Annotated in this window: 23 protein-coding genes; 20 read left to right on the top strand and 3 right to left on the bottom strand. The window is 61.1% G+C overall.

Features of this window, described 5'->3' with window-relative positions:
• The first annotated feature begins 225 nt into the window (after positions 1-225).
• From DK870_RS24145 to DK870_RS24080, 14 genes are all read left to right on the top strand, one after another.
• Positions 226-1,869, top strand: coding sequence for a methyl-accepting chemotaxis protein (locus DK870_RS24145; RefSeq protein ID WP_218580631.1), 1,644 nt, complete (start codon positions 226-228; stop codon positions 1,867-1,869).
• On the top strand, positions 1,869-2,381 hold the full coding sequence (locus DK870_RS24140) for a chemotaxis protein CheW (RefSeq protein WP_161549873.1): 513 nt from the start codon (positions 1,869-1,871) through the stop codon (positions 2,379-2,381). Before DK870_RS24145 ends, DK870_RS24140 begins: the two co-directional genes overlap by 1 nt.
• Positions 2,378-3,637: a protein-glutamate O-methyltransferase CheR gene (locus DK870_RS24135; RefSeq protein ID WP_161549872.1), complete on the top strand. Its 1,260-nt coding sequence runs from the start codon at positions 2,378-2,380 to the stop codon at positions 3,635-3,637. The genes DK870_RS24140 and DK870_RS24135 overlap by 4 nt, the downstream gene beginning before the upstream one ends.
• Positions 3,634-4,335 (top strand): chemotaxis protein CheW, encoded by a 702-nt coding sequence (locus tag DK870_RS24130; RefSeq protein WP_161549871.1) that lies wholly within the window; start codon positions 3,634-3,636, stop codon positions 4,333-4,335. Before DK870_RS24135 ends, DK870_RS24130 begins: the two co-directional genes overlap by 4 nt.
• A complete protein-coding gene (locus DK870_RS24125; RefSeq protein WP_060754001.1) occupies positions 4,332-6,596 on the top strand; it encodes a hybrid sensor histidine kinase/response regulator in 2,265 nt (754 codons plus the stop codon). The genes DK870_RS24130 and DK870_RS24125 overlap by 4 nt, the downstream gene beginning before the upstream one ends.
• Positions 6,593-7,603: a chemotaxis response regulator protein-glutamate methylesterase gene (locus DK870_RS24120; RefSeq protein ID WP_060754002.1), complete on the top strand. Its 1,011-nt coding sequence runs from the start codon at positions 6,593-6,595 to the stop codon at positions 7,601-7,603. Before DK870_RS24125 ends, DK870_RS24120 begins: the two co-directional genes overlap by 4 nt.
• Before the next feature lie 51 nt (positions 7,604-7,654).
• The gene (locus tag DK870_RS24115; protein WP_060754003.1) at positions 7,655-8,656 is read left to right on the top strand and encodes a PleD family two-component system response regulator; all 1,002 of its coding nucleotides are present in this window, start codon (positions 7,655-7,657) and stop codon (positions 8,654-8,656) included.
• A gap of 110 nt (positions 8,657-8,766) precedes the next feature.
• Positions 8,767-9,862 (top strand): peptide chain release factor 2 gene (gene prfB, locus DK870_RS24110; RefSeq protein ID WP_104995687.1). Its coding sequence is split into 2 segments (ribosomal slippage): positions 8,767-8,838 and positions 8,840-9,862, totalling 1,095 coding nucleotides; the frame shifts between segments, so codons are not numbered across the junction.
• A 63-nt stretch (positions 9,863-9,925) separates the two neighbouring features.
• Entirely contained in the window at positions 9,926-11,428 is a 1,503-nt protein-coding gene (lysS, locus tag DK870_RS24105) for a lysine--tRNA ligase (RefSeq protein WP_060754004.1), read from the top strand.
• A 106-nt stretch (positions 11,429-11,534) separates the two neighbouring features.
• The gene (locus tag DK870_RS24100) at positions 11,535-12,251 is read left to right on the top strand and encodes a TetR/AcrR family transcriptional regulator (protein ID WP_174554022.1); all 717 of its coding nucleotides are present in this window, start codon (positions 11,535-11,537) and stop codon (positions 12,249-12,251) included.
• Positions 12,252-12,324: 73 nt separating this feature from the next.
• The gene (locus DK870_RS24095; protein ID WP_060754006.1) at positions 12,325-13,602 is read left to right on the top strand and encodes a flavohemoglobin expression-modulating QEGLA motif protein; all 1,278 of its coding nucleotides are present in this window, start codon (positions 12,325-12,327) and stop codon (positions 13,600-13,602) included.
• 27 nt (positions 13,603-13,629) lie between these two features.
• Positions 13,630-14,535 carry an alpha/beta hydrolase gene (locus tag DK870_RS24090; protein ID WP_161549870.1) on the top strand — a complete coding sequence of 302 codons (906 nt, stop codon included), beginning with the start codon at positions 13,630-13,632 and terminating at the stop codon, positions 14,533-14,535.
• Positions 14,532-14,858: a hypothetical protein gene (locus DK870_RS24085; RefSeq protein WP_104995690.1), complete on the top strand. Its 327-nt coding sequence runs from the start codon at positions 14,532-14,534 to the stop codon at positions 14,856-14,858. The genes DK870_RS24090 and DK870_RS24085 overlap by 4 nt, the downstream gene beginning before the upstream one ends.
• Positions 14,859-15,010: 152 nt before the next feature.
• Positions 15,011-15,151: a hypothetical protein gene (locus DK870_RS24080; RefSeq protein WP_161549869.1), complete on the top strand. Its 141-nt coding sequence runs from the start codon at positions 15,011-15,013 to the stop codon at positions 15,149-15,151.
• A gap of 50 nt (positions 15,152-15,201) precedes the next feature.
• Here DK870_RS24080 and DK870_RS24075 read toward each other — a convergent pair whose 3' ends face one another.
• The 3 genes from DK870_RS24075 to DK870_RS24065 all read right to left on the bottom strand — a co-directional run bounded on the left by DK870_RS24075 (position 15,202) and on the right by DK870_RS24065 (position 17,097).
• Positions 15,202-15,987: an OmpA family protein gene (locus DK870_RS24075; RefSeq protein WP_060754009.1), complete on the bottom strand. Its 786-nt coding sequence runs from the start codon at positions 15,985-15,987 to the stop codon at positions 15,202-15,204.
• A 56-nt stretch (positions 15,988-16,043) separates the two neighbouring features.
• Positions 16,044-16,469, bottom strand: coding sequence for a DUF4398 domain-containing protein (locus tag DK870_RS24070; RefSeq protein WP_090366425.1), 426 nt, complete (start codon positions 16,467-16,469; stop codon positions 16,044-16,046).
• Between the two features lie 283 nt (positions 16,470-16,752).
• The gene (locus DK870_RS24065) at positions 16,753-17,097 is read right to left on the bottom strand and encodes a pilin assembly protein (RefSeq protein WP_161549868.1); all 345 of its coding nucleotides are present in this window, start codon (positions 17,095-17,097) and stop codon (positions 16,753-16,755) included.
• Positions 17,098-17,280: 183 nt separating this feature from the next.
• On the opposite strand from DK870_RS24065, the gene ppc reads away from it, so the two are divergent.
• The 6 genes from ppc (at position 17,281) to DK870_RS24035 (ending at position 23,807) form a co-directional block, all read left to right on the top strand.
• On the top strand, positions 17,281-19,908 hold the full coding sequence (gene ppc / locus DK870_RS24060; RefSeq protein WP_161549867.1) for a phosphoenolpyruvate carboxylase: 2,628 nt from the start codon (positions 17,281-17,283) through the stop codon (positions 19,906-19,908).
• A 297-nt stretch (positions 19,909-20,205) separates the two neighbouring features.
• The gene (gene adk, locus DK870_RS24055) at positions 20,206-20,853 is read left to right on the top strand and encodes an adenylate kinase (protein WP_010212617.1); all 648 of its coding nucleotides are present in this window, start codon (positions 20,206-20,208) and stop codon (positions 20,851-20,853) included.
• Between the two features lie 89 nt (positions 20,854-20,942).
• The gene (gene tsaB / locus DK870_RS24050; RefSeq protein WP_060754013.1) at positions 20,943-21,629 is read left to right on the top strand and encodes a tRNA (adenosine(37)-N6)-threonylcarbamoyltransferase complex dimerization subunit type 1 TsaB; all 687 of its coding nucleotides are present in this window, start codon (positions 20,943-20,945) and stop codon (positions 21,627-21,629) included.
• Between the two features lie 160 nt (positions 21,630-21,789).
• A complete protein-coding gene (locus DK870_RS24045; RefSeq protein WP_060754014.1) occupies positions 21,790-22,092 on the top strand; it encodes a hypothetical protein in 303 nt (100 codons plus the stop codon).
• Positions 22,092-22,952: a DUF72 domain-containing protein gene (locus DK870_RS24040; RefSeq protein ID WP_090366420.1), complete on the top strand. Its 861-nt coding sequence runs from the start codon at positions 22,092-22,094 to the stop codon at positions 22,950-22,952. The genes DK870_RS24045 and DK870_RS24040 overlap by 1 nt, the downstream gene beginning before the upstream one ends.
• A gap of 27 nt (positions 22,953-22,979) precedes the next feature.
• On the top strand, positions 22,980-23,807 hold the full coding sequence (locus DK870_RS24035) for an oxaloacetate decarboxylase (protein WP_161549866.1): 828 nt from the start codon (positions 22,980-22,982) through the stop codon (positions 23,805-23,807).

Genomic DNA, 23,807 nt, shown 5'->3' with positions numbered 1-23,807 from the left:
CGGGGCAAGCCCGCTCACTACAGATGATGTGTTCTACAGCCCGCCATTTAACTGACTGGCATTAGGGCTTGCCCCCGATAGCGGTGGTCAATTATGTATAAGTGGCCTGGCACACTGCTATCGGGAACCAGCCCCCCTCTCACAACTATTCGCGTCCTCTGCCTGGTCCGGCAAAAGCTGTTGATAAATGCAGGCATCCGCTCAGCTATACTCCCCTGCATTTGAATGGGCCTTCGAGGAATTACTGTGAAGAACTGGACCTTGCGCCAAAGGATTTTGGCTAGCTTTGCGGTCATTATCGCCATCATGCTGTTAATGGTTGTGGTCTCCTATTCACGGTTGCTGAAGATCGAAACCAGTGAAGTCGCGGTGCGTGACGACGCGGTGCCGGGGGTTTACCTCAGTTCGATGATTCGTAGCGCCTGGGTCGACAGTTACCTGCATATCCTGGAACTGATCGGTTCGGGTCAAAACAAGGGGCTGAGCGACACCGACAAGGCTGAGTTCAAGTCCTTCGAAGCGCGCATCCTGCAACAGATGGCCAACTACCAGGCCACCATCAACGGTGGTGACGATCAGGCCGAGTTCGATAGATTCGAAGCCTACCACCAGAATTACAACAAGGCCCTGGCTGCGGTGGTGGATCGCTTGCAAAACAACGACGTCGCCGCTGCGCGCAAGTTGTTTGACACCGAAATGACACCGGCCTGGACCGCAGGCCGCATGAAGCTCAATGACATCATTACCGAAAACAAGAACGTCGCCGACCATGCAACCAACGCGATCGACGCTGCTGTAGAGGCCGCAAAGATCAGCATGTTCGTCTCGCTGGGCCTGGCCATTCTCGCCGCCGCCCTTTGTGGCCTGTTGTTGATGCGCGCGATCACGGGGCCGATGCAGCGCATTGTTTCGATCCTGGGCACCATGCGTGACGGTGACCTGAGCAAACGCTTGAACCTGGAGCGCAAGGACGAATTCGGCGCAGTCGAAACCGGCTTCAACGACATGATGACCGAACTGACTGCGCTGGTGTCCCAGGCCCAACGCTCGTCGGTGCAGGTGACCACCTCGGTGACCGAGATCGCCGCGACCTCCAAGCAGCAACAGGCGACCGCCACCGAAACGGCTGCAACCACCACCGAAATCGGGGCCACTTCTCGCGAAATTGCTGCAACGTCCAAGGACTTGGTCCGCACCATGACCGAGGTATCCACCGCCGCCGACCAGGCTTCGGTCGCTGCCGGTTCCGGCCAGCAAGGGCTGGCGCGCATGGAAGAAACCATGCATTCGGTGATGGGCGCCGCCGACCTGGTCAACGCCAAGCTGGCGATCCTCAATGAGAAGGCCGGCAACATCAACCAGGTGGTGGTGACCATCGTCAAGGTTGCCGACCAGACCAACCTGTTGTCGCTCAACGCGGCTATCGAAGCCGAGAAGGCCGGCGAATACGGCCGCGGCTTTGCCGTGGTTGCCACCGAAGTCCGTCGCTTGGCCGACCAGACCGCAGTGGCCACGTATGACATCGAACAGATGGTGCGCGAGATCCAGTCGGCGGTGTCGGCGGGCGTGATGGGCATGGACAAGTTTTCTGAAGAAGTGCGCCGTGGCATGTTCGAAGTGCAGCAAGTCGGCGAGCAGCTGTCGCAGATCATCCACCAGGTACAGGCCCTGGCGCCTCGGGTGTTGATGGTCAACGAAGGCATGCAGGCCCAGGCCACCGGTGCCGAGCAGATCAACCACGCGTTGGTGCAACTGGGCGATGCCAGCAGCCAGACCGTGGAGTCCCTGCGCCAGGCCAGTTTTGCCATTGATGAACTGAGCCAGGTTGCGGTCGGTCTGCGCAGCGGCGTATCGCGTTTTAAAGTCTGATGAGCGACTTTGCGGCTAAACGCGGCGCCGTCCCGGCAGCGAAAAAGACGTTGTTCCTGGTGTTTCACATCGGCGGCGAACGTTATGCGCTCAAGGCCACGGAAGTGGCCGAGGTGCTGCCGCGCGTGCCGCTCAAACCCATCGCTCATGCGCCGACGTGGGTGGCAGGCATATTTGCCCATCGCGGGGTGTTGGTGCCGGTGATCGACCTCAGTGCGCTGACCTTCGGTACAGCGGCCCAGGTGCGTACCAGTACTCGTCTGGTGCTGGTCAACTACCAGCCGCAACCCTGGATCGAGGCGCGCAGGCTGGGGCTGATCCTGGAGCAGGCTACCGACACCTTGCGTTGCTACCCGACCGAGTTTCAACCCTATGGCCTCGACAATCGGCAGGCGCCTTACCTGGGGCTGGTGCGTGAAGATGCCCAGGGCTTGATGCAGTGGATCGGCGTGTCCGAGTTATTGACCGATGAAGCCCGCGCTTTGCTATTTTCTGCCGAGCTGAGCCTATGAACAGCGACCCCCGTTTCTTTACCTTCCTGAAAGAACGCATTGGCCTGGACGTCGCATCGGTGGGCGAGGCCATTATCGAGCGCGCCGTGCGCCAGCGCAGCCAGGCCGTGCAGGCGGTGACGCTGGAGCATTATTGGCAGCGACTGCAAAGCTCGCAGGACGAGCAGCAAGCGCTGATCGAGGCGGTGATTGTTCCGGAGACCTGGTTTTTCCGATACCCGGAGTCCTTTGCCACCTTGGCGCGCCTGGCCAAGGCGCGTCTGGCCGAGATCAACCAGCTGCGCGCGTTGCGCATTCTCAGCCTGCCATGTTCGACCGGCGAAGAGCCCTATTCGATTGCCATGGCGTTGCTCGATGCCGGCCTGGCCCCGCACCAGTTCAAGGTGCAGGGCATGGACGTCAGCCCGCTGTCGGTAGAGCGGGCACGGCGCGGGGTGTACGGGAAGAATTCTTTTCGCGGTGGCGACCTGGAGTTTCGCCAGCGCCATTTCACCGAGCAGGCCGACGGTTACCACATTGCCGATCGAGTGCGTGAGCAGGTGCGCCTGCAAGTCGGAAACCTGCTGGACCCTGCGTTGCTGGCGAATGAGCCCAGCTATGACTTCGTGTTCTGCCGCAACCTGCTGATCTACTTCGACCAGCCGACCCAGAAACAAGTCTTCGATGTGCTCAAGGGCTTGACCCATGTCGATGGCGTGCTGTTTATCGGCCCGGCCGAAGGCAGTTTGCTGGGGCGCCATGGCATGCGCTCGATTGGCGTGCCGCAGTCCTTTGCCTTCAGCCGACATGTGGAACCGGTGAAGCCTGCGCCGGTTTTCGTGCCGATGCCGGCACCCGTCCCGGCGCGCAGCGCAGCACCGATCCCGCCCAAACCGCGCCCGTTCAGCACGGTCAGCGCCCAGGTGCTGCCGATCAAGGCGCCGCAAACGGACGCGGGTGATTTGCTCAGCCGGATCGCCACCCTGGCCAATGAGGGCAAAAGTGCTGAGGCCCGGGCTGCCTGCGAACAGTATTTGAGCAACCACCCGCCGGCCGCCCAAGTGTTTTACTGGCTGGGCTTGCTCAGCGATGTGGCCGGCAGCGCCCTGGAAGCCCAGGGGTATTACCGCAAAGCCCTATACCTGGAACCGCAGCACCCGCAGGCCCTGATGCACCTGGCCGCGTTGCTCGAGTCCCAGGGCGACAGTGCGGGGGCGCGCCGTTTGCAGGCGCGGGCCGCGCGTAGCGAGCGAGCTGACAGTGAGTCCAAACGATGAGTACCTCCGACGCGCTCGACACTGCGGGTCTTGACCTGACCCTGGCCGACACCCAACGCATCGACGATTGCTGGAACCGTATCGGCATTCATGGCGACAAGTCCTGCCCGTTGCTGGCCGAACATATTCATTGCCGCAACTGCTCGGTGTATTCCGCCGCCGCCACGCGCTTGCTCGACCGCTATGCGTTGCAGCAGGACGATCGTCACGCGATCGCCGCCGACGCCGTCGACGAGAACGTGGCCACCCGTTCCCTGCTGATGTTCCGCCTCGGCGAAGAATGGCTGGGCATCGCCACCCGCTGCCTGGTGGAAGTGGCACCGCTGCAACCGATCCATTCCCTGCCGCACCAGCGCTCACGGGCATTGCTCGGCGTGGCCAACGTACGCGGCGCGCTGGTGGCGTGCCTGTCGCTGGTCGAGCTGCTTGGCCTGGACGTCACCGATCATGGCGCGACGGGCGGGCGCATCATGCCGCGCATGTTGATCATCGCCGCGCAGGACGGTCCGGTGGTGGTGCCGGTGGACGAAGTCGACGGCATCCATGCCATCGATGAGCGCGCCTTGAAGGCCGCGTCCGCCTCCGGCACCCAGGCCAGCGCGCGCTTCACCCAGGGTGTGTTGCAGTGGAAGGGCCGCAGCCTGCGTTGGCTGGACGAGGCGCAATTGCTGTCCGCCGTGACCCGGAGCCTCACATGACCCCCGACCAGATGCGCGATGCCTCGTTGCTGGAACTGTTCAGCCTGGAAGCTGATGCGCAGACCCAGGTATTGAGCGCGGGCCTGCTGGCCCTGGAGCGTAACCCGACCCAGGCCGACCAGCTTGAGGCCTGCATGCGCGCCGCCCATTCGCTCAAGGGCGCGGCGCGCATCGTCGGTGTGGACGCCGGGGTCAGCGTGGCCCACGTCATGGAGGACTGCCTGGTCAGTGCCCAGGAAAGCCGTCTGTACCTGCAACCTGAGCATATCGACGCTCTGCTGCAGGGCACCGATTTGCTGATGCGCATTGCCACCCCCGGCAATGATGTGGGAGCGGCCGATATTGATGCCTATGTGGCCTTGATGGAACGGCTGCTCGATCCGTCGCAGCCGAGTGCCAATGTCGCGCCGCCGCCACCACCGACCGAGCCTGCCCCGGCGCCGATCATTGAAGCGCTTGCACCTGAGCCCGAGCCGGCGTTGCCGCGCCAGAGCAAACCGATGACCGAGGGTGGCGAGCGCGTGCTGCGCGTGACCGCCGAGCGCTTGAACAGTCTGTTGGACCTGTCCAGCAAGTCCCTTGTGGAAACCCAGCGGCTCAAGCCTTACCTGGCAAGCATGCAGCGCCTCAAGCGGATTCAAAGTAACGGCGCACGCGCACTGGATACGCTGGACGGCCAGCTCAGGGCGCTGGATTTGAGCCTCGAAGCCGAGGAGGCGCTGGCCGACACCCGGCGTTTGCTGAGCGAAGCCCAGGCCCTGCTGGCGGAAAAAATCGTCGAGCTGGATGAGTTCGGCTGGCAGGCCGGGCAGCGTGCCCAGGTGCTTTACGACACGGCGCTGGCCTGTCGCATGCGGCCCTTTGCCGATGTACTGGCCGGGCAGGTGCGCATGGTCCGCGACCTCGGGCGCAGCCTGGGCAAGCAGGTGCGCCTGGAAATCGAAGGCGAAAAGACCCAGGTCGATCGCGACGTGTTGGAAAAGCTCGAGGCGCCACTCACTCATTTGCTGCGCAATGCCGTCGACCACGGCATCGAAATGCCCGAGCAGCGTATCCTGGCGGGCAAGCCGGCCGAGGGCCTGATCCGTCTGCGTGCCTCCCATCAGGCGGGGTTGCTGGTGCTGGAACTGAGCGATGACGGCAATGGCGTCGACCTTGAGCGCCTGCGCGGGACCATCGTCGACCGGCACCTGTCACCGCCGGAAACCGCCTTGCGTTTGAGCGAGGAGGAACTGCTGACGTTCCTGTTCCTGCCCGGTTTCAGCCTGCGCGACAAAGTTACCGAAGTGTCCGGACGCGGCGTGGGCCTGGATGCGGTGCAGCATATGGTCCGGCAATTGCGCGGCGCGGTGGTGCTGGAGCAGGCGGCGGGGCAGGGCAGTCGCTTCCATCTGGAAGTGCCGTTGACCCTGTCGGTGGTGCGCAGCCTCGTGGTGGAAGTCGGCGGTGAAGCCTATGCTTTTCCGCTGGCGCATATCGAGCGCATGTGCGACCTGTCGCCGGACGATATTGTCCAGTTGGAAGGCCGCCAGCATTTCTGGCACGAGGGCCGGCATGTCGGTCTGGTTGCCGCCAGCCAGTTGTTGCAGCGCCCGGCGGCGCAAAGCAATGACGCGACATTGAAGGTCGTGGTCATCCGCGAACGCGATGCGGTGTATGGCATTGCGGTGGAACGTTTCATCGGCGAGCGCACCCTGGTGGTGTTGCCGCTGGATGATCGCTTGGGCAAGGTCCAGGACATCTCCGCCGGCGCCTTGCTGGATGATGGTTCGGTGGTGTTGATCGTGGATGTCGAAGACATGCTGCGCTCGGTGGACAAGCTGCTCAACACCGGCCGCCTGGAGCGCATCGCGAGGCGCAGCCAGCAGGCCACCGAAGTTGCGCGCAAGCGGGTGCTGGTCGTGGATGACTCGCTGACCGTACGTGAGCTGCAACGCAAATTGCTGTTAAACCGCGGATATGAAGTGGCCGTTGCAGTCGACGGCATGGACGGCTGGAACGCCTTGCGCTCCGAAGACTTCGACCTGCTCATCACTGACATTGATATGCCTCGCATGGACGGTATCGAATTGGTCACACTTCTGCGTCGTGACAGTCGCCTGCAATCGTTGCCGGTGATGGTGGTGTCGTACAAGGATCGCGAAGAAGACCGCCGCCGTGGACTGGATGCCGGCGCCGACTATTATTTAGCCAAAGCCAGTTTTCACGATGACGCCTTGCTCGACGCCGTGGTTGAACTGATCGGAGGAGCCCGGGCATGAGGATTGCGATCGTCAATGACATGTCCCTGGCGGTGGAGGCGCTGCGCCGCGCACTCAGTTTCGAGCCTGCCCACGAAGTGGTGTGGGTGGCCAGCAACGGCCTGGAAGCCGTGCAACGTTGCGCCGAACTGACCCCGGACCTGATCCTGATGGACCTGATCATGCCGGTGATGGATGGCGTGGAAGCCACCCGTCAGATCATGGCCGATACCCCGTGCCCGATCCTGATTGTCACCGTGGACCGCCAGGCCAACGTCAGCCGCGTGTTCGAAGCCATGGGCCATGGTGCCCTGGACGTAGTGGACACACCGGCGCTGGGCGTGGGCAACCCCAAGGATGCAGCGGCGCCGCTGCTGCGCAAGATCCTTAACATCGGCTGGCTGATTGGTCAGCGCGGCAGCCGCGTGCGCGCCGACGCGACGCCGCAACGTGCTACCGGCAAGCGTCAGAGCCTGGTAGCGATTGGCTCGTCGGCGGGAGGGCCGGCTGCCCTGGAAACCCTGCTCAAGGGCTTGCCAGGCGACTTTCCCGCCGCCATTGTGCTGGTGCAGCATGTGGATCAGGTGTTCGCCGCCGGCATGGCCGAGTGGTTGAGCAGTGCGTCCGGCCTGCCGGTGCGCCTGGCCCGTGAAGGCGAACCGCCACAAAGCGGCGTAGTCTTGCTGGCCGGCACCAATCACCACATCCGCCTGCTGAAAAACGGCACGCTGGCCTATACCGCCGAGCCGGTGAACGAGATTTATCGACCTTCCATCGACGTGTTTTTCGAGAGCGTCGCCAGCCACTGGAATGGCGATGCCGTCGGCGTATTGCTGACCGGCATGGGGCGCGATGGCGCCCAAGGGCTCAAATTACTGCGTGAACAAGGATATTTGACCATCGCCCAGGACCAACAGAGTTCAGCGGTGTATGGCATGCCCAAAGCGGCGGCGGCAATTGATGCCGCTGTTGAAATTCGCCCACTGGATAGAATTGCGCCCCGATTGCTGGAGGTCTTTGCAAAATGATCAAAACCTCCCGTGCTGCTGGTTTGCAGGTGGTAATTCAGGTGACTGCACATGAATGATTTACAGCTCGACGACTTCAAGACCGATGAAAATGCCGCCATGGTGTTGCTGGTTGACGACCAGGCGATGATCGGCGAAGCCGTGCGACGCGGCCTGGCCCATGAAGAGAACATCGACTTCCACTTTTGCGCCGATCCGCATCAGGCGATTGCCCAGGCGATTCGCATCAAGCCCACGGTGATCCTGCAAGATCTGGTGATGCCGGGGCTGGACGGCCTGACCCTGGTTCGCGAATACCGCAACCACCCGGCCACCGCGAATATCCCGATCATCGTGCTGTCCACCAAGGAAGACCCGCTGATCAAGAGCGCTGCCTTTGCTGCAGGCGCCAACGACTACCTGGTGAAGCTGCCGGACAACATCGAGCTGGTGGCGCGCATTCGCTATCACTCGCGCTCCTACATGACGCTGCTGCAACGGGATGCGGCCTACCGTGCGCTGCGGGTCAGCCAGCAACAGTTGCTGGACACCAACCTGGTGCTGCAACGCCTGATGAACTCCGATGGCCTCACCGGGCTGTCCAACCGTCGCCACTTCGACGAATACCTGGAGCTGGAGTGGCGCCGTGCCATGCGTGACCAGACCCAGCTCTCGCTGTTGATGATCGACGTGGACTTTTTCAAGAGCTACAACGACAACTTCGGCCATGTCGAAGGCGACGAAGCCCTGCGCAAGGTCGCTGCCACCATTCGCGAGGCCAGCAGCCGTCCTTCGGATTTGCCGGCGCGTTATGGCGGTGAAGAATTTGCCCTGGTGCTGCCGAGCACCTCGCCGGGCGGCGCCCGACTGGTCGCGGAAAAGCTGCGCATGGCGGTGGCGGCCCTGAAAATCCCGCACATCGCGCCGACCGAGGGGTCGTGCCTGACCATCAGCATCGGCCTGTCGACCCTGACGCCCAAGCAGGGCACGGATTATCGGCAGTTGATCATGGCGGCGGACAAGGGGTTGTATATGGCCAAGCACAACGGGCGCAATCAGGTCGGTATCGAATAACCGGGTGGCAGGGAGCAAACCCCGCCTTTTCGCCAAGCGGGCTGCCGTTTCAGCCCGATTGCCGTTATACTCGCCGGCTTTCAAAAGTTCGCCAACGAGTGCTGCCCGCCATGGAAATCAACCCGATCCTTAACACCATCAAGGACCTGTCCGAGCGCTCCGAAACTATTCGGGGGTATCTTTGACTACGATCAAAAGCATGAGCGCCTGACCGAAGTCAATCGTGAGCTTGAAGATCCGAGTGTCTGGAACAAACCTGAATACGCCCAGGAACTGGGCCGCGAGCGCGCTGCGCTGGCGCAGATCGTCGACACCCTCGACGAATTGAATGCCGGTCTGGCCGATTGCCGTGACCTGCTGGACATGGCCGTCGAAGAAAACGACGAAGGCGCAGTGGGCGATGTCGTCGCCGAGCTGGCCCGTCTCGAGGAAAACCTCGCCAAGCTTGAATTCCGTCGCATGTTCAGCCACGAAATGGACCCGAACAACGCCTACCTGGATATCCAGGCCGGTTCCGGCGGCACCGAAGCCCAGGACTGGGCCAACATCCTGTTGCGCATGTACCTGCGCTGGGCCGACAAACGCGGTTTCGACGCCACCATCATGGAACTGTCGGCCGGTGAAGTCGCCGGTATCAAGGGCGCGACCGTGCATATCAAGGGCGAATACGCCTTTGGTTGGCTGCGTACCGAGATCGGCGTGCACCGCCTGGTGCGCAAGAGCCCGTTCGACTCCGGCAACCGTCGCCATACTTCGTTCTCTGCGGTGTTCGTCTCGCCGGAGATCGATGACAAGGTGGAAATCGAGATCAACCCGGCCGACCTGCGGATCGACACCTATCGCTCCTCCGGCGCCGGTGGCCAGCACGTAAACACCACCGACTCTGCCGTGCGTATCACCCACGTGCCGACCAACACGGTGGTCAGCTGCCAGAACGAACGTTCCCAGCACGCGAACAAGGACACCGCCATGAAAATGCTGCGGGCCAAGTTGTACGAGCAGGAAATGCAGAAGCGCAACGCCGCTTCCCAGGCGCTGGAAGACACCAAGTCGGATATCGGCTGGGGTCACCAGATCCGCTCCTATGTGCTCGACGCGTCGCGGATCAAGGATCTGCGCACCAACATCGAACGCAGCGATTGTGACAAGGTACTCGACGGTGATATCGACGAATACCTGGAAGCCAGCCTGAAATCCGGCCTGTAATCCCTTGCCGGCGATCCCCGGCCGCAGGCCGGGGACAACGAACCTGATGGAAGATTTAAAGACATGAGCGACCAACAACTCGACCCGCAAGCCCTGCAACAGGAAGAAAACTCCCTGATCGCCCTGCGCAAGGAAAAGCTTGCTGCCGAGCGCGCCAAGGGCAATGCCTTCCCCAACGACTTCCGCCGCGACAACTACTGCGATGCCTTGCAGAAACAGTACGCGGACAAGACCAAGGAAGAGCTGGCAGAGGCTGCAATCCCGGTCAAGGTTGCCGGTCGCATCATGCTCGACCGTGGTTCGTTCCTGGTGATCCAGGACATGACCGGGCGTATCCAGGTCTACGTCAACCGCAAGACCTTGCCTGAAGAAACCCTGGCCGCGGTGAAAACCTGGGACATGGGCGACATCATCGCCGCTGAAGGTACCCTGGCCCGTTCCGGCAAGGGTGACCTGTACGTCGAAATGACCAGCGTGCGCCTGCTGACCAAATCCCTGCGCCCGCTGCCGGACAAGCACCATGGCCTGACCGACACCGAACAGCGCTACCGCCAGCGCTACGTTGACCTGATCGTCAACGAAGACGTGCGCCAGACCTTCCGCGTGCGTTCGCAAGTCATCGCGCACATCCGCAGCTTCCTGATGAAGCGCGACTTCCTCGAAGTCGAAACGCCGATGTTGCAGACCATTCCTGGCGGCGCCGCAGCCAAGCCGTTCGAAACCCACCACAACGCGCTGGACATGGAAATGTTCCTGCGTATTGCCCCCGAGCTGTACCTCAAGCGCCTGGTGGTGGGCGGCTTCGAGAAAGTTTTCGAGATCAACCGCAACTTCCGTAACGAAGGCGTTTCGACTCGTCACAACCCAGAATTCACCATGTTGGAGTTCTACCAGGCTTACGCCGACTACGAAGACAACATGGACCTGACCGAAGAGCTGTTCCGCGAGCTGGCGCAGTTGGTCCTGGGCAGCACCGACGTACCGTACGGCGACAAGGTGTTCCACTTCGGCGAGCCGTTCGTGCGCCTGTCGGTGTTCGATTCGATCCTCAAGTACAACCCTGAGTTGACCGCTGACGACCTGAACGACATCGACAAGGCCCGTGCCATTGCCAAGAAAGCCGGCGCCAAGGTGCTGGGTTTCGAAGGCCTGGGCAAACTGCAGGTGATGATTTTCGAAGAGCTGGTGGAGCACAAGCTCGAACAGCCGCACTTCATTACCCAGTACCCGTTCGAAGTGTCGCCGCTGGCCCGTCGCAACGACGACAACCCGAACGTCACCGACCGTTTCGAGCTGTTCATCGGCGGCCGCGAAATCGCCAACGCTTACTCCGAGCTTAACGACGCGCAAGACCAGGCCGAGCGCTTCATGGCCCAGGTGGCCGACAAGGACGCCGGCGACGACGAAGCCATGCACTACGACGCCGACTTCGTCCGCGCCCTGGAGTACGGCATGCCGCCGACGGCGGGCGAAGGTATCGGCATCGACCGTCTGGTGATGTTGTTGACCAACTCACCGTCGATCCGCGATGTGATCTTGTTCCCGCACATGCGGCCACAAGCGTGACCGTAGCGTAATCCGAAGCCGCCTTATATAAGGCGGCTTTTTTATGCGGCGTCTATAAGCGTCAAGCGAACAGCGCCAGATTTTGATCAATGCAAGGATGTGTGTGGTGAACCGCGTAATGGCTCAAGAAGGCGCCGCCGGCATTGCGGCTGCCGTGGCTGAAAGTGTCCAGTACCAGGGCCGCAAGGCCAGTCGCCGGGGCAGCGAGCAACGTCGGCAAGACATTCTCGATGCGGCGATGCGCATCGTGGTGCGTGACGGTGTGCGCGCCGTGCGCCATCGCGCCGTGGCGGCGGAGGCGGGTGTGCCGCTGTCCGCAACCACCTATTACTTCAAGGATATCGATGATCTGCTCACCGACACGTTTGCCCAATACGTCGAACGCAGCGCGGCCTACATGGGCAAGCTGTGGGTGCGCAATGAGGGTCTGCTGCGCGAAATGGTCGCTTATGGTGATGGCAGCCCCGAATCCCGTTCGCAATTGGCCGATGATATTGCGCGACTGACCGCCGATTACGTCTTGCGCCAGTTGACCAACCGTCGCGAGTACCTGATGGCCGAGCAGGCGTTTCGTCAGGAAGCGCTGCTCAACCCGCGCCTGGCCGAGCTGGTGCGTTCCCACCAGCAGATTCTGTTGCAGGGCACCGGGCAGTTTTTCCAGGTACTGGGCTCTCGCGAGCCGCAACAGGATGCCAAAGTGTTGACGGCGATTATCGGTCGGATGGAGTATCAGGGCCTGCTTGACGGTCTGGAGCCGCTGACCGGTGAAGAGATGCTCGCGATTCTCAAGCGATACATGCATTTGGTGTTGGCTTCGGTCTGACACTACGCTCCAGGTAAAACTCACCTTGCACCTGCAGCGCGCGAGCCGATAACGTTTATAGAGGAAGCACCAGGTGGACGATTACCAGCAGACGATACGCACCTTGTCTGATCGCATTGTGCTGGCGCAAACACCGATTCGCGTCCTTGACGCGGTGAAGTGGGACGAAAATATTCGCCAGGGGTTTCTCAAGGCCAAGGGCAAGGCCATGCCTGCCGTGGATCGTGATTACTACCTCAACCGACCGTTGTCGTTCGATTCCAGCGCCGTGAAGCTGGAGTTCCAGAACATCGAGCGGGACATTACCCGCCGTCTCGGCCAATTCAGCCCGGTCGGGCAGATCATGCGCCGCATGTGCCGCGAGTACCGCATGGTCGTGCGCATGCTCGAAGCTCGCGGCACCGAGGATTTCGGCCTGATTTCCCAGGAGCTGTACGGCGCCGCCTCCGATGCGTTCCATGCCGGCGACCCGACCCTGGCGGACCTCGGCCTGATGCTCTCCGACTACCTGAACAATATCGACGGCCGTGGCGACCTCAAGGACGAAGCCAAGACCCTGACGGCCAAGGATGCCGTCGCCTTGCTGCAAACCCGCTTGAATAAAGTGTTTGGCGAGGCCGAGGAAACCATCCGTGTGTTCGAGTCCGACGGTATCGTCGCCGACGCTGCGGCGGGGGCCGACTACATCAAGATCCGCGCCGACGCGATGTTCAACGAGCGCGATGTGCGCGCCCTGGAGGTGCATGAAGGTCTGGTCCACGTCGGCACCACCCTTAACGGCCTGAACCAGCCGATCTGCACGTTCCTGTCCAAGGGCCCACCGTCGTCCACCGTGACCCAGGAAGGCTTGGCGATTCTGATGGAAATCATCACCTTCGCCTCTTACCCAAGCCGCTTGCGTAAATTGACCAACCGCACCCGCGCCATCCATATGGTGGAAGAGGGCGCCGACTTCCTGCAGGTGTTCGAGTTCTTCCGCGAGCAGGGCTTTGAGATGGCTGAAAGCTACGGCAATGCCAGCCGGGTGTTCCGAGGTTCGGTGCCGACCGGCTTACCGTTTACCAAGGATCTGTCCTACCTCAAGGGCTTTATCATGGTCTACAACTACATCCAGCTCGCCGTGCGCAAAGGCAAGCTGGAGCAAGTGCCGCTGCTGTTCTGCGGCAAGACCACCCTGGAAGACATGCGCACCTTGCGCCAACTGGTCGACGAAGGCCTGGTGGTACCGCCCAAATACCTGCCCGAGCAGTTTCGCGACATGAACGCGTTGGCGGCCTGGATGTGCTTTTCCAACTTCCTCAACCACTTGAGCCTGGACCGGATCGAGGCCGATTACTCCAATATTCTTTAGGGTATTGGCCTGTGGAGGCTTTAACGGATGAGAGTCCTCGGCATTCTGTGCCTGTTACTGACATTGAGCGGCTGCAGTTCGCTGCTGTTCTATCCCGAACCCGGCCTGCCGTTCACGCCGGAAAAAGCGCACCTGCACTACCGTGACGTCACCCTCACGACCGCTGACGGGGTAAAACTTCACGCCTGGTGGTTGCCGGCCAAGCCCGGCGTGCCGCTCAAGGGCACGGTGCTTCACCTGCACGGCAATGGCGGCAACCTGGCCTGGCACCTCGGTGGCAGTTGGTGGTTGCCGGAGCAGGGCTATCAGGTGTTGATGCTCGACTACCGTGGCTACGGGTTATCGGAGGGTAAACCGTCATTGCCGGCGATTTACCAGGATATCGATGCGGCCTGGCAATGGCTCGATCAAGCGCCTGAAACCCGGGGCCAACCCCTGGTTATCCTGGGGCAAAGCCTGGGCGGTGCGCTGGCTGTGCATTACCTGGCCGCGCACCCGGAGCGTCAAACCCAACTGAAGGCCTTGGTGCTGGATGGCGTGCCCGCCAGTTATCGTGACGTAGGGCAATTCGCCTTGAGCACTTCCTGGTTAACATGGCCATTCCAGGTGCCGCTGTCCTGGCTGGTGCCCGACGCCGACAGTGCGATCAACGCCATGCCGGCGCTGACCGGTGTCCCCAAGCTGCTGTTCCATAGCCTGGATGACCCGATTGTGCCGCTGGCCAACGGTATCCGCTTGTATCAGGCCGCGCCGCCGCCACGTGTGTTGCAACTGACCCGTGGCGATCATGTGCAGACCTTTGCCGACAAGACCTGGCAGACCGTGATGCTGCGTTATCTGGACGACCCGCAGCACTTCAACGGCCTGCGCCGCCTGGGCGAGATCCCGAATTATCCGACTCCTAAAGTTGATTCATCAGAGAGCCCGCAATGAGTGAAGAACGCAACATGATCCCACTGATCCTCACCGGTATCGGCACCATCATCGGTACCGTCGGTTGCCTGTGGTTTTATGGCTACCTGCATTTCGCCAAGCCGGAGGACGCATTGCTTCTGAGCGATTTCACGATGCTCAAGACCGTGCCGGGAGAGGATTACAAAATCTCCCTGACCCCGGCCGCGCAAGTGGCGCAGTGCGTTGACGGTGTGCTGGTGATGTTCGACACCGAACAGAAGGGCCTCAGCGGTGTGTTGGTCAACAACAAGAAACAGGCTGTGCGCTGCCTCGGCCAGGAAACACCGCAACTTCAGCAGTAAATCGCTCCAATTAACCGTTTCTGAAATATCTGGAACCGTATTCCGTAAGACGCCACTCAATGCCCAGTCAGCGGTGCTGACGGGTAACTTACGAATAGTCAGCCAGGGGGGAAGTCACGGTGAATATCGGTGCGATCAGTAGGATGTTGGACATGGCCCGGGCGCAGCAGATTCTGGATGAGTGCAGCGAGTGCGAGGCTGAGTCGCCCCTCGCGAAGCGAGATGAACTGAAGCGCAAGCTGGAGTTTGATCCTTTCGGCGCCGACGAAAATAAACCCCAGATCCAGTACTGAACGAAAAAACCCACCGTCTCCGGTGGGTTTTTTTATCCAGCTTCAATCAATCAGTTAGCCAGGCTGGAGCGCGGCTTGACTGGCTGGTTGTCGTTGGAGATGGTCACTTCAACGCGACGGTTCATGGCACGGCCCGATGCGCTGCCGTTGTCGGCAACCGGGTATTCCTTGCCGTAACCCTGGGTCACGATGCGCGAGATATCCACGCCTTGTTGCGCCAGTGCACGTTGTACCGAAGCGGCACGACGCTCGGACAGGCTCTGGTTGTACGAATCGGAACCGGTGCTGTCGGTGTAGCCTTCGACGATCACTTTACGGTCCGGGTTATCGCGCAGGAACTGCGCCAGTTTGGTGATGTTGACCAGGCCGCTGGATTTCAGGTCGGACTTGTTGGTGGCGAACAGCACGTCACCGAAAGTCACCAGGGTGCCACGATCGGTCTGCTTGGCGTTCAGGCTGTCTTGCAGTTGCTTGATCTGCGCATCACGGGCTTGCAGCAGGGCGCGGGCACGTTCGTCACCGGCGTTTTTCAGCTTGGCTTCGGATTCACGCAGCACGATGGTGTCTTTGGCCACTTCAACGCGCTGGTTGGTCAGGTAGGCCAACTGGTCGACTTTCTTCTCGTCTTCCTTGTCACGGTAGGCTTTTTCAGCCTTGTCCAGCCAATCGCTGGCGTCCTTGGTTTCCAGGGCCGCCAACTTGGTGGCTTGCGGGTTGGTCTGCAAAGCCGCGAAATTGGTCTTGGCGTTTTCCAGGTTCTGGTTCGGTGGGGTGGAGCAGGCCGCCAGAGCAACGCTCATTGCCAACAGGGCAGGGATCATCAGTTGTTTACGCATAATCGTGTCGTCCTTTCAGTTCGATTTCGGGTGCAATGCAATCAGGGGCAGCGGGCTTATTTCTGCTGGATAACAGCCGGGCGCATACCTTCCTGACGCAGCTCCTGAACAGCTTTCTGGGAATCCTTCACGGCCTGTTGAGCCTTGGCTGCCTGGGCCTTGCGCTCTGCAACGCGAGCGTCCCATTCGGCTTGTTCAGCCAACTGACGGGCTTTGTCGTAGTTCTTGTCGTGCATGGCGATTTCGGCTTCTTTGAGCTTGTCCTGGGCCGATTTCATTTCCACAGCCGCGAACTCGGTACCGCCAGCGCTGACTGCGCTGTTAACAGCCGATTGAGTCACCGCGTATTGCTCAGTCGGAGGGTTGCCTGCGCAACCCGCCAGTACGAAGCTGGTGCCGATCGCCAGCGCGGCCAATTTGAGCCCGCGCAGGTGGTTAAACGAGGATTTGGCAGTGCTGGTTTTCATCGTCTTCAACTCCATTGGATAACTCCTGAAAAACATCAAAATCCACTTCGTTGGTCAGCGGTTGGGGCCCGGCGGTAAAGCTCGAAATGCCCTTTCAAACGGCCGTTCCAAGTTGATGGCTTACTGGCTGTGACCTGAGGCTTTTTTCAAAAGTTCAGAGAAGATGGCGATTTGCCTAAAAAAATATTTGACTGACTGGTCAGCGTTTTGAAGATGGAACTTTCGTCGCGCGCAGCGGTACTCCGAGCCTGTGAAAGGCCCGGAATACAAGGGGTTTACCGGTTTTTAGAGTGGTTCGTCAGTGCTTCTGTTTATCGGCACTCGCCGAAAAATCATGCAGATAGCGTCGCGACAGGCTGAGAAAGCGTGGGGTAGGGCCGACGTCCTCATACAACGGATCGCCCTCTTCATCGGTGGCAATCACCTGTTGACCCTTGACGTACGGAAAGCTGGCTTCGAGCTCTTCAAGGGCGGCGCCGATCAGTTCGCCGAGCAGTTCTTCGGTGTGGCGCTTGGGGTACATCTCGGCAATGGCGGCCAGCCTCGCGGCGGCCTCCACATCCAGATGGATCGCGTATTCGGTTTTGGTCATGCGACCCTTGGCGGTTTCTTCCCAATGCTGGGCCAGTTCTCGAATTTTCATGGCTACCTCAATATGCCCGCGGGTTGCGGGCGCTGATGAGTGACCAGTCGCTGATGTGGATAACACGGCGACTCATAGTTGAGACTAGCTGCAATTGATAAGGTTTAAAGCCTTGTCAGAAACCGACGTCGGCGGCACTCTTGAACCCCTGCGCGTCCCGGATTTCTGGCTGGAGATTGGCTGATGAGTGATATCGATGCACGCTTGCGCGAGGATGTTCACCTGCTGGGTGAGCTGTTGGGCAACACCATTCGAGAGCAGTACGGTGATGATTTTCTCGACAAGATCGAGCAGATCCGCAAAGGCGCCAAGGCTGACCGGCGAGGGGCTGGCGATGAATTGAGCGCCAGCCTGAACCAGTTGCAGGAAAATGAACTGCTGCCCGTGGCGCGAGCCTTCAACCAGTTCCTTAACCTGGCCAACATCGCCGAGCAGTACCAGCTGATTCATCGACGCGATGAGTCGCAACCGGCGCCCTTCGAGTCCCGGGTACTACCGCAATTGCTGGCCCGCCTGCAACGCGAAGGTCACAGCAACGAGTCCCTGGCCCGCCAATTGGCGCGGCTGGAGATCGAACTGGTGCTCACGGCCCACCCCACCGAAGTCGCCCGTCGTACCCTGATCCAGAAGTACGATGCGATTGCCGCGCAACTGGCCCTGCAGGATCACCGTGATCTCACCACGGCCGAGCGCGAGCAGATCCGCGAGCGCCTGCAACGGCTGATCGCTGAAGCCTGGCACACCGAAGAAATCCGCCGCGTACGGCCCACCCCGGTGGATGAAGCCAAATGGGGCTTTGCGGTGATCGAGCATTCGTTGTGGTACGCCATTCCCAATTATCTGCGCAAGGCCGACAAGGCGTTATTCGCCGCTACCGGATTGCATCTACCCCTGGAGGCGGCGCCGATTCGATTTGCCTCGTGGATGGGCGGGGATCGCGACGGTAACCCCAACGTCACCGCACCGGTCACCCGTGAAGTGTTGCTGCTGGCACGCTGGATGGCGGCCGATCTGTATCTGCGTGATGTCGACCACCTGGCCTCGGAGTTGTCGATGCAGCAAGCCAGCGCGGCATTGCAAGCCAGGGTCGGTGACAGCGTCGAACCCTATCGCGCCTTGCTCAAGCAACTGCGTGAACGGCTGCGCGCCACGCGCCAATGGGCGCACACCGCGTTGACGGCCGCCACGCCGGCCACCGCCGAAGTGCTGCAAAACAACCGCGAGCTGCTGGAGCCGTTGGAGCTGTGCTATCAGTCGCTGCATGAGTGCGGCATGGGCGTGATCGCCGATGGGCCGCTGCTCGATTGCCTGCGCCGTGCGGTGACATTCGGCTTGTTCCTGGTGCGTCTCGATGTGCGTCAGGATTCCAGTCGACATTCGGCGGCCATGACCGAAATCACCGATTACCTTGGCCTCGGCCGCTATGAGGACTGGGACGAAGAGGCCCGTATCGCCTTCCTGATGAAGGAGTTGGCCAATCGCCGGCCCTTGTTGCCGGGCTACTTCAAACCCTCTGCGGAGACCGCTGAGGTGTTGAATACCTGCAAGGAAATCGCTGCCGCCCCGGCGGCGTCGCTGGGCTCCTATGTCATCTCCATGGCGGGCGCCGCGTCGGATGTGCTGGCGGTGCAATTGCTGCTCAAAGAGTCGGGCGTTCAACGCCCGATGCGTGTGGTGCCGCTGTTTGAGACCCTGGCTGACCTGGATAACGCCGGTCCGGTGATGGCAACGCTGTTGCAGTTGCCGGGCTACAGGGCGCGCCTGCAAGGGCCGCAGGAAGTGATGATCGGCTACTCGGACTCGGCCAAGGACGCGGGCACCACAGCCGCTGCCTGGGCGCAGTACCGGGCGCAGGAACGCCTGGTGGATATCTGCCGCGAGCAACAGGTGGAACTGCTGTTGTTCCATGGCCGCGGCGGCACCGTCGGCCGTGGCGGCGGCCCGGCTCACGAGGCGATTCTGTCGCAGCCGCCGGGTTCGGTGGCGGGGCGCTTTCGCACCACTGAACAAGGCGAAATGATCCGCTTCAAGTTCGGCCTGCCCGACATTGCCGAGCAAAACCTCAACCTTTACCTGGCGGCCGTACTGGAAGCCACCCTGCTGCCTCCGCCGCCACCCGAGCCTGCCTGGCGTGATTTGATGGACGAACTGGCCGCCGACGGTGTCAGCGCCTACCGCGCCGTAGTGCGGGAAAATCCGCAGTTCGTCGAGTACTTCCGCCAATCCACGCCGGAGCAGGAGCTGGGGCGTCTGCCACTGGGCAGTCGCCCGGCCAAACGGCGTGCGGGGGGCATTGAAAGCCTGCGCGCCATTCCGTGGATCTTCGGCTGGACCCAGACCCGCCTGATGTTGCCGGCCTGGCTGGGCTGGGAGGCCGCCTTGAGCAAGGCGCTGGAACGCGGCGAAGGTGAGTTGCTGGGGCAGATGCGCGAACAGTGGCCGTTCTTCCGCACGCGCATCGACATGCTGGAAATGGTGCTGGCCAAGGCCGATGCCGACATTGCCCGCCTGTATGACGAGCGTTTGGTGCAGCCTGACCTGTTGCCGCTGGGTGCGCACTTACGCGACCTATTGTCGCAGGCATGCAGCGTGGTACTTGGCCTGACCGGTCAGTCGCAACTGCTGGCCCATAGCCCGGACACCCTGGAGTTCATCCGTCTGCGTAACACCTACCTCGACCCTCTGCACCTGCTGCAGGCCGAGTTGCTGGCACGCTCGCGTCAACAGGAAGCCGAGCAAGACAGCCCTCTGGAACAGGCGCTGCTGGTGTCCGTGGCCGGTATTGCCGCCGGCTTGCGCAATACCGGCTGAAGTTTTCCAAGTGTTCTCAACGGCTTGCAGATAAACCACGACGGCCGCCCGGAAAGGGGCGGTCGGCGTTTGTGCCGGCGGGTTGCACTCAGGCATACCCTACCTATGACGCATGTCCGGCGCGGGTTCCTGCGACTTTTGGCGGCTTGTATGGTGACGGCCCGCTGTGTATCTTGATCAGCCTTTGGCCGTTTGATTCGGCCTGGACCCACATATTCAAGCTTCATATTTCTACGAGATTTGCCCCTACGCGGCGAATCCGGGCACCATCTCTATAAAAAATTGAGGAGCACATCGATGCGCGTCATTCTGCTGGGAGCTCCCGGGGCCGGTAAAGGTACTCAGGCGAAGTTCATCACTGAGAAGTTCGGCATTCCACAAATCTCCACCGGCGACATGCTGCGTGCTGCCGTCAAGGCCGGCACCGAGCTGGGCCTGATCGCCAAGAGCGTGATGGACAGCGGCGGCCTGGTCTCCGATGACCTGATCATCAACCTGGTCAAGGAACGCATCAGCCAGGAAGATTGCAAGAACGGTTTTCTGTTCGACGGCTTCCCGCGCACCATTCCCCAGGCTGAAGCCTTGGTGAAGGCCGGCGTGGAGCTGGATGCGGTGGTTGAAATCGCCGTCGAGGACGAAGAGATCGTGCAACGTATCGCCGGTCGTCGCGTTCACGAAGCCTCGGGTCGCGTGTACCACACCGTTTACAACCCGCCCAAGGTTGAAGGCAAGGACGATGTCACCGGCGAAGACCTGGTGCAGCGCAAGGACGATACGGAAGAAACCGTGCGCCATCGTCTCTCGGTCTACCATTCCCAGACCAAACCGCTGGTGGACTTCTACCAGAAGCTTTCCGCTGCACAGGGCAAGCCGAAGTACAGCCACATCCCTGGCGTCGGTTCGGTAGAAGCCATCACCGCCAAGGTGCTGCAGGCTCTGAGCTGATTCATTGATCAGCTTCATCTACAACGGCCCGCTTGCGGGCCGTTGTTGTTTATACTGGCGCACTTTTTTCGACTTGGACACCCACACCGATGAGCACCCTGCTGGCCCTGGACACCGCGACTGAAGCTTGCTCCGTTGCCTTGCTGCACGACGGCAAGGTAACGAGCCACTACGAGGTGATCCCGCGCCTGCATGCGCAGAAGCTGTTGCCGATGATCAAGCAACTGCTTGAGGAGGCGGGCACCACGCTTGCTGCCGTGGATGCCATCGCCTTCGGCCGTGGCCCTGGTGCATTCACCGGCGTGCGTATTGCCATCGGCGTGGTACAGGGCCTGGCGTTTGCGTTGGAGCGCCCGGTGTTGCCGGTTTCCAATCTCGCGGTGCTGGCCCAGCGCGCGCTGCGTGAGCACGGTGCGACCCAGGTCGCGGCGGCCATTGATGCGCGCATGGATGAAGTGTATTGGGGATGCTATCGCGAAACCGCTGGGGAAATGCGTCTGGTGGGGAGTGAAGTGGTTCAGGCGCCAGAGGCGTCCGTATTGCCCGATGACGCCCAAGGCGATTGGTTCGGTGCCGGCACCGGCTGGGGTTACGGTGAGCGTCTCGGCGTGAAGACCGTCGGCCAGGCCGCCGATATGTTGCCGCATGCGCAAGACTTGCTGACCCTGGCGCGTTTCGCTTTCGAGCGCGGCGAAGCCATCCCGGCCGATCAGGCGGCACCGGTTTATCTTCGCGATAAAGTGGCGCAGACCAAGGCCGAACGCGGGATTATTTGACGTCAAAAAGGCGGGATTTGGCCGACAAATTTCGCCAATCGTCAGAATTTGCGCGGGTTTCTAAACCTTTTACAAATTATGTGTTCTAGTTAGCACCAGAGCATTTGCGCGCCATGGAAAGTGCCGCTAAATTGCCATCATCGATTCCGAGTCTGCATGTATGCGTATAGACGGATTTTCCTCACAGTCCTACCCCATCAAACGCAAGCCACGTAAGGCGAGCGTGACGGTAGACGAGTCCGTTGAAGATTCGCCGGACTTCATTGAGTTACAGTCCGACTCGCCCTCCAACGCCCAGGGTTCCACAGGCTCGCGTATCGGCGGTCTGCCTGCCCGCCAGCAAGACATGGTCTTCCCGCGCTCCATGAGCAAAAGCGTCGCCACCGCCCTGGCCAGCTACCTGACCACCGCCGGCTTTGTCGAATGGGATATGGAAGTGCTGGGTCTCGATATCCACATCTGATGCGCCTGCCTTACTACATCGGTTGCCCTTCCTGGAGCGAAAACGCCTGGCGCGAGTATTTGTACCCGGCCGATGCGCGTTCCGGCGATTACCTCGCGCTGTACTCCCAGGTTTTCAACGCCGTTGAAGGCAACACCACATTTTATGCCCGCCCCTCGGCCGCCACGGTGCAACGCTGGGCTGAAATCATGCCTGCGGATTTTCGCTTCACCGCCAAGTTCCCCGGCGATATCAGCCACGGTGGTGACTTGCGTGAGCAATTGCCGGCGGCGGAAAGCTTTGTCGGTTTGATGAGCCCGTTGGGCGAGCGCATTTCACCGTTGTGGCTGCAACTGCCGGCGACCTTTTCGCCACAGCGCCTGGGTGAACTGGCCGGGTTCATCGATGGCCTGGAGCGCCCGCTGGCGGTGGAAGTGCGTCATCCGGAATTCTTCGCCAAGGGTGATGCCGAGCGGATGCTCAACCGTTTGTTGCGTGACCGTGGTGTCGAGCGTATCTGCCTGGATCCCCGCGCCCTGTTCAGTTGCACCTCCACCTCGGCCGCGGTGCTGCATGCTCAATCGAAAAAGCCCAAGGTGCCACCGCGCCCGGCGGCGCTCACCCAGTTTCCTCAGGTACGGTTTATCGGCCATCCGGAACTGGAGGCCAATGACCCGTTCCTGATCCCTTGGCTGGAAAAGATCGCCGGCTGGATCGAGGAAGGGCGCACGCCCTACGTGTTTTTGCACACGTCGGATAATCGCCTGGCCGCGCAACTGGCACTGCGTTTTCACGCCAAATTGATGGTGCGCCTGCCAGGCCTGCCGCCTTTGCCGACCTTGCATCGAGAACCCGCAGCGGAGCAACTGGGGTTACTCTAAGGCTCCTTTTTCCGACAGGAGTGAGCCATGGACGCACAAGCCCTGCGCGCCGATACCTTCAAGGCCCTGCATGAAGGTGATCGCGCCTTCGTCATGCCCAATCCGTGGGACGCCGGTTCCGCCATCATGCTTGCCAGCCTGGGTTTTGAAGCCTTGGCCACGACCAGTGCCGGGTTTGCGTTCAGCCTGGGACGGCCGGATGCCGAGGGCGCGCTATCGCTGGAAGACACCCTTGGCAATGCTTCAATGATTGTCCGGGCGACTTCCCTGCCGGTGGCGGCCGACCTCGAAAACGGCTTCAGCGACACCCCCGAAGGCTGCGCCCAAACCATTTTGCGGGCGGCGGCCACGGGCATCGTCGGTGGCTCTATCGAAGACGCCACCGGCATCGCGGCCGACCCGATCTACCCATTCGATTTATCGGTTGAGCGTGTTGAGGCGGCTGCCGCGGCTGCGCGCAGCTTGCCCTATGCCTTCACGCTGACGGCCCGCGCAGAAAACCTCCTGCACGGGCGCCTGGATCTGCCTGACACCATTCGCCGCCTGCAAGCCTACGCCGAAGCCGGCGCCGATGTGTTGTATGCCCCGGCGTTGCGCACTGCCGAAGAGGTGTTGGCAGTGGTCAAGGCGGTCGCGCCCAAGCCGGTGAATGTGTTGATGTCCGGTGGCTTGAAATTGAGCGTGGCGCAGTTGAGCGAGATGGGAGTGCGGCGTATCAGCGTCGGTTCGGCTTTGGCCCTGGCGGCCTATGGCGAGTTCTACCGGGCGGCGCAGGAAATGTATGAGTCGGGCACGTTCGAATTCACCGAGCGCAAGATGCCGTTCAGCCAGGCCAATGGGTTTTTCAAGCGTTGA

This window comes from Pseudomonas sp. Q1, from assembly GCF_009935975.1.
GTDB classification, from domain to species: Bacteria; Pseudomonadota; Gammaproteobacteria; order Pseudomonadales; family Pseudomonadaceae; genus Aquipseudomonas; species Aquipseudomonas palleroniana.
This window is presented reverse-complemented; position numbering and strand designations above follow the sequence as displayed.

Coding starts and splice junctions, on each gene's coding strand:
- DK870_RS24145 (WP_218580631.1), top strand. CDS start 226: ATGGGCCTTCGAGGAATTACTGTGAAGAACTGGACCTTGCGCCAAAGG.
- DK870_RS24140 (WP_161549873.1), top strand. CDS start 1,869: ATGAGCGACTTTGCGGCTAAACGCGGCGCCGTCCCGGCAGCGAAAAAG.
- DK870_RS24135 (WP_161549872.1), top strand. CDS start 2,378: ATGAACAGCGACCCCCGTTTCTTTACCTTCCTGAAAGAACGCATTGGC.
- DK870_RS24130 (WP_161549871.1), top strand. CDS start 3,634: ATGAGTACCTCCGACGCGCTCGACACTGCGGGTCTTGACCTGACCCTG.
- DK870_RS24125 (WP_060754001.1), top strand. CDS start 4,332: ATGACCCCCGACCAGATGCGCGATGCCTCGTTGCTGGAACTGTTCAGC.
- DK870_RS24120 (WP_060754002.1), top strand. CDS start 6,593: ATGAGGATTGCGATCGTCAATGACATGTCCCTGGCGGTGGAGGCGCTG.
- DK870_RS24115 (WP_060754003.1), top strand. CDS start 7,655: ATGAATGATTTACAGCTCGACGACTTCAAGACCGATGAAAATGCCGCC.
- lysS (WP_060754004.1), top strand. CDS start 9,926: ATGAGCGACCAACAACTCGACCCGCAAGCCCTGCAACAGGAAGAAAAC.
- DK870_RS24090 (WP_161549870.1), top strand. CDS start 13,630: ATGAGAGTCCTCGGCATTCTGTGCCTGTTACTGACATTGAGCGGCTGC.
- DK870_RS24085 (WP_104995690.1), top strand. CDS start 14,532: ATGAGTGAAGAACGCAACATGATCCCACTGATCCTCACCGGTATCGGC.
- DK870_RS24080 (WP_161549869.1), top strand. CDS start 15,011: ATGGCCCGGGCGCAGCAGATTCTGGATGAGTGCAGCGAGTGCGAGGCT.
- DK870_RS24075 (WP_060754009.1), bottom strand. CDS start 15,987: ATGCGTAAACAACTGATGATCCCTGCCCTGTTGGCAATGAGCGTTGCT.
- DK870_RS24070 (WP_090366425.1), bottom strand. CDS start 16,469: ATGGAGTTGAAGACGATGAAAACCAGCACTGCCAAATCCTCGTTTAAC.
- DK870_RS24065 (WP_161549868.1), bottom strand. CDS start 17,097: ATGAAAATTCGAGAACTGGCCCAGCATTGGGAAGAAACCGCCAAGGGT.
- ppc (WP_161549867.1), top strand. CDS start 17,281: ATGAGTGATATCGATGCACGCTTGCGCGAGGATGTTCACCTGCTGGGT.
- adk (WP_010212617.1), top strand. CDS start 20,206: ATGCGCGTCATTCTGCTGGGAGCTCCCGGGGCCGGTAAAGGTACTCAG.
- tsaB (WP_060754013.1), top strand. CDS start 20,943: ATGAGCACCCTGCTGGCCCTGGACACCGCGACTGAAGCTTGCTCCGTT.
- DK870_RS24045 (WP_060754014.1), top strand. CDS start 21,790: ATGCGTATAGACGGATTTTCCTCACAGTCCTACCCCATCAAACGCAAG.
- DK870_RS24040 (WP_090366420.1), top strand. CDS start 22,092: ATGCGCCTGCCTTACTACATCGGTTGCCCTTCCTGGAGCGAAAACGCC.
- DK870_RS24035 (WP_161549866.1), top strand. CDS start 22,980: ATGGACGCACAAGCCCTGCGCGCCGATACCTTCAAGGCCCTGCATGAA.